This window comes from Pelomonas parva (genome assembly GCF_043555835.1).
Classification (GTDB): Bacteria; Pseudomonadota; Gammaproteobacteria; order Burkholderiales; family Burkholderiaceae_C; genus Pelomonas; species Pelomonas parva.
Map to the genome: position 1 here is coordinate 1 of NZ_JBIGHV010000022.1, position 4,525 is coordinate 4,525.

4 protein-coding genes and 1 riboswitch are annotated in these 4,525 nt (G+C 62.6%); of the genes, 2 read left to right on the top strand and 2 right to left on the bottom strand.

The window, feature by feature from the left end; translation table 11 throughout:
* Positions 1–368: 368 nt before the first annotated feature.
* Both ACG00Y_RS28725 and ACG00Y_RS28730 read right to left on the bottom strand, forming a co-directional pair.
* Positions 369–974, bottom strand: coding sequence for a PEP-CTERM sorting domain-containing protein (locus ACG00Y_RS28725; protein ID WP_394485068.1), 606 nt, complete (start codon positions 972–974; stop codon positions 369–371).
* 428 nt (positions 975–1,402) lie between these two features.
* The gene (locus ACG00Y_RS28730; RefSeq protein ID WP_394485070.1) at positions 1,403–1,618 is read right to left on the bottom strand and encodes a hypothetical protein; all 216 of its coding nucleotides are present in this window, start codon (positions 1,616–1,618) and stop codon (positions 1,403–1,405) included.
* 1 nt (position 1,619) lies between these two features.
* A riboswitch (yybP-ykoY riboswitch) is annotated at positions 1,620–1,792 on the top strand.
* 4 nt (positions 1,793–1,796) lie between these two features.
* On the opposite strand from ACG00Y_RS28730, the gene ACG00Y_RS28735 reads away from it, so the two are divergent.
* Together ACG00Y_RS28735 and eptB are read left to right on the top strand one after the other, a co-directional pair.
* The gene (locus ACG00Y_RS28735; RefSeq protein WP_394485072.1) at positions 1,797–2,375 is read left to right on the top strand and encodes a TMEM165/GDT1 family protein; all 579 of its coding nucleotides are present in this window, start codon (positions 1,797–1,799) and stop codon (positions 2,373–2,375) included.
* A gap of 170 nt (positions 2,376–2,545) precedes the next feature.
* Positions 2,546–4,186 carry a kdo(2)-lipid A phosphoethanolamine 7''-transferase gene (gene eptB / locus ACG00Y_RS28740; protein ID WP_394485074.1) on the top strand — a complete coding sequence of 547 codons (1,641 nt, stop codon included), beginning with the start codon at positions 2,546–2,548 and terminating at the stop codon, positions 4,184–4,186.
* Positions 4,187–4,525: the final 339 nt, after the last annotated feature.

The following is a 4,525-nucleotide window of genomic DNA, read 5'->3' on the forward strand; positions in this document are numbered from 1 at the left end:
CTTTGAGCATGACGAAACTATGGACAGTTTCGAAGCCCAGGCACGCCCCCCGCACGAGGGAGATGTCGCACGAGCACCTACTGAGCTACTCATAATCGAGCACTGTGCATAAGTGCCCAAAGCCGAAACTCGCCGAACCGCAGCAACAGGCTGACTGCTGCCGCTGAGCTTTGGCGGACCAACGACGACTGCCGCCGGCACCGGTCACTTGCCCCACTCGGATAACGAGTGACCGTCGCACCACTGGGACGTGCCCTTCAACGGAAATTAGGACCTGGAGGGTCGGAACCCGCTGCCGCGCGATGACCATCAGCTGCCCTCCGCTGCGCCTGTCATCCCGTCCCCGGGCGGGTTGTCTTTCTAGCCGATCACGCCACTTGGCGGCGGCGCACGAACCTCATGCCCAGCAATGCCAAGCCTGCCAGCGGCAACGTTCCGGGCAACGGCACAGCGTTGGTGGCTTCAAAGCGGAAGTCGTCCAGGGGCAGGATTCGGCTATCTGGCCGTGTGTCGGTAAAGCGCACGCGGCCGATGCCGACTGTAAGGTCTTCCCAGCCCACGAACACAATAGCCGGATTACCGCCAAAATTGATGCTACCCAGCAGGTTGTCAGCCGTGTCGAAGAAATCGACGAAGCCGGCATAGCCCCTGCCGCCGACCAGGGCGCCGGCTCGGTTGGTTGGGCTGCCCAACCGCACTTCAAGCCAGCCCAGTTCTGCATTGTTCGCGATGCATTCGCTGGTGCAGTCTTGGAAGAAGTCGCCGGGCTTCAGGTAGCGGAATTGGTTATTGTCTGTGGCGAACGTGTTGCCATCGAGCTGCAGCGCTCCAGTGTTTTGGAACGGCAAGTTCAGGTTGTCGAACGTAGTGACAGTCTCGTTGCCGCTGAAGCCGCTGATGCCGATCGGCCCCGCATTCGCGGAACCGGCGATCAGTGCCAACCAGAAGGCCGAGAGTTTGAAAAGTTTGTTCATCGTCACACGTAAGCAAGCCGCGAGCCATACACGTCGTGCCCCCGTAAGTGCGGCCCACTCGGTCGCTGGTCCGGCGCGAAGGTGTCAAGTTTTTCGACAGTTTTCTGACCGCTTGGAGGCCCCGATAGGTCTGCGTGGAAAGCGTTTCACTGGACGAGACCCTGGACATCACCTGGCAACGGCCTGTCGAGAGTCTGCTCCCAGCTTGCTGCCGCAGTTCGGCGAGCTTGCGCTTTGGGCACCAAGCTGCCGACGGCGTGCCGGTCCGCGCCTCGGGGGCAGGTCAGTGCCCAAAGCGGAAACTCGCCGAACACCGTAACTGGCTGGTCGGCGAAGTTGCCTGTACCCCCGCGGACGGCGCCGCCCGCTGCAAAACAGGCGTTGCCGCTAAAGCGGCTTGGGGAGCAACTCCTCCAGTTGCGCAATCTTCAGTCGTAAGCCCTCGTGCTTCCGAGGTTGCGGTCAATTGCTGCTTTTATGGGGTAAGGCGCGGAGAAGGTCAGATGGGTCTGGCGGTCGCTATCGTCGACCGTGACCGGAGCCTGCAGCATCTGTCCGGTCTGGCTGTAGAGCCGCATCCCCGTGGCGCATTGCTGTGCAGGATCTGGCTGCTTCTGCCTGGCACATCGGATCTCGAGCGACAATACGGCTGTCATTGGGGAGTAGCCGCTCTTCGCTCGAAGAGGCTGACGTCAACACACTTGGCCGGTAGGCCATGGCGTCAGCAGTTTCTTGACCTGGCAAGACCTTTGACCACATCGCCTCCGCACTGGCCGGGGAAGCGAGGTGGTCATTCGTCTTTGAACCGGCCGAGGAACGTTCGTGGAAGCACTCTTCGTCTCAACTGGTGTTGTCGCTCTCGCTGAGATTGGCGACAAGACTCAACTCCTTGCCTTCATCTTGGCTGCACGGTTCAAGAAGCCGTGGCCCATCATTGCAGGCATCTTGTGCGCCACCATCGTGAATCACGGTATCGCTGGCGCCCTGGGCGCCTGGATCACCTCAGCGGTCTCCCCTGAAATCCTCCGCTGGGTGCTGGGTGCTTCGTTCATCGGCATGGCCATCTGGACGCTAATTCCCGACAAGATCGAGGAGGAAGAGACGCAGGTCGCCAAGCGATTCGGGGTCTTTGGCGCAACTTTGCTGACGTTCTTCCTGGCGGAGATGGGGGACAAGACACAGATCGCCACGGTAGCAATGGCAGCGCACTACGCGAACCCGGTCTGGGTTGTCATCGGAACGACGTTGGGGATGCTCTTGGCGGACGTGCCGGCCGTGTTCATCGGCGACAAACTCGCCAACAGGATACCGATGAAGCTAGTGCATTCCATCGCTGCAGCGATATTCGCCGTGTTGGGCATAGCGACGCTGCTGGGTGCGGGATCAGGCTTTGGATTCTGACGTGATGGTCTCGGCGGCGTGAATTGCCACGTGGGGTGGGGAAACTTGCGCACTGGCGACTTGACTGGGCGGGCCTCGGTACCATCCGCGCCGCGCTGGTTCTGGCGCGCCCATCCATGCTGAGCATTTTTTTCCCTCCCCCATCTACCTCTGCGGCGCCGGCGCCCCTCGTGGCACCGCTCCTGCTGGCCGTTTATCAGGCCTTGTGTCTGAATGCCCCTGAACTGTCGGAACGCCTCGCGACCATGCAGAAAGAAGTCGCAGGGCTGGGAGCCTGGATCACAGTGGCGGCGGAGGCTGGCATGGTGTTAGGCGTCTGCCTGCTGATCGCCGTGCTGCTGGCTTGCCTGGGGCGCGTCGTCCTGCTGTCGGCCGGGGCCTTCATGGTGCTGCTGTCTGCTGCGGCAAGCTACTACATGGTGCGCTACGACGTGGTGATCGGCTACGGCATTGTCCAGGCCGTCATGGCCAGCGACCAGGCGCTGTCACGCGAGAAGCTGGGACATGAGCTGTTGCTGTGGATGCTGGCCTTTGGGGTCGCGCCGCTCCTGGCCTGGTGGCGCTGGTGTCTCCGGCCTCGCCTGAACGGCGCAGGGGCCTTCAGGGTGTGGGGCGGGCGACTGGCGGTGTTCTCCGCCGCCCTCGGGCTGGCGGCCGGCAGTCATGCAACCGTGCGCTACCAGGCTGCTCAGGAGGAAGGGCGCCCGGCGGTCAGCGTGTCAGGCTTGGTCGCGCATCGCTACGTGCCCACGAACTGGCTCTCCGGTGTCGGCATGACAGTGGCCAACCGGACCACGGTCGCCCTGAGGGCGGGGCGGCTGGCCGACCCCGCCGAGCAATTCAGCTACCGGGAACGCACACCGCTAGACGATGTGACCGTGGTTTTGGTCGTGGGCGAGACCACGCGCCATGATCACCTAGGGCTGCTCGGCTATGCACGCGACACCACGCCCAAGCTGAGCCTGGAGGCCGACCTGGTGTCGTTCCGTGCATTGTCCTGCGACACGTCAACGCGCCTGTCGCTGGCCTGCATGTTCGTGCGTCCCGAGGGCGTTGTCACTGGCAACGGTTTCGACCCTGACCGCATTGAAGAGGAGATGGTGTTCAGCGTGTTCCGCGAACTCGGATTCAGCATCGAGTTGTTCGCGATGCAAAGCGAGGTTGGCTTCTACCATCGGGTGGGGCCGGACTTCTACAAGATGCGCGAGATCATCGTCGAGGCGGCCGGCGTGGCGCCACGGGCGGTGTATGACGAGCTGCTCTTGCCTGAGGTCGATGCGTCCCTCCGGCGCCATCCCGAGGGCCGGCACCTGATCGTGCTGCACAAGAAGGGCTCGCATTTCCTGTACAGCCAACGCTACCCGCGATCGTTCGCACGCTGGACGCCGGAGTGCCTCGACGCGGATGACCGATGCAGTACACAGCAGCTGGTGAACGCCTACGACAACTCGGTGCGGTACGGGGATCATGTGCTTTCGCAGTTGCTCGACCGGTTGCGTGACCGCAAGGCTCTGGTGGTGTTCACCAGCGACCATGGCGAATCGATCGGCGATGGCGTGCATTTCCATGGCACGCCGCGCGCAATCGCACCGCCGGAGCAGCGCCGCTCGCCCCTCATGTTCTGGGGCTCTCCAGCGCTGTTGGCTGATCCTGTCCACCGTGAGGCCTTCGACCAGTTGCGGCAACGGGCGCAGGCCGGCTTGCCCGCGACGCACCAGCAGCTGTTCGCCAGCCTGCTGGGCTGTTTGTCGATCGAGTCGCCGGACGGGGGCATCACGCCCGACTACAACCTTTGCAAGCGTGGGCGCTAACCGGGGGCGTTTCACCGTCTTGCTTCCGGGCTTGCATGACGCTCCCGGACACACCCAGCCGGTTGCTTCGTCGCGGCGCATAGTTCTCTTGATTTCAATCGCTGCGAAAAAGTGTTCGGCCCAACTACGGCTGCTGGAGGTCGTTGGTGCCGTTCAGGCAACGACGCGGGAACGACTCAGATCAGCCTGGTGCTGAGATTCGGCGAGTTTCCGCTTTGGGCACTTATGCACAGTGCTCAGTTATGTGCAGGTCTCCGATACCGATAGGCTGCAGGCCCCGTGAATGCTGGCGTTGCGGGCGTCAAGGGCGATGACGCGCTGCACATAACGTTTGATTTC

Excerpts from the sequence above, each read along its gene's own strand:
- ACG00Y_RS28725 (WP_394485068.1), bottom strand. The coding sequence starts at position 974 with ATGAACAAACTTTTCAAACTCTCGGCCTTCTGGTTGGCACTGATCGCC.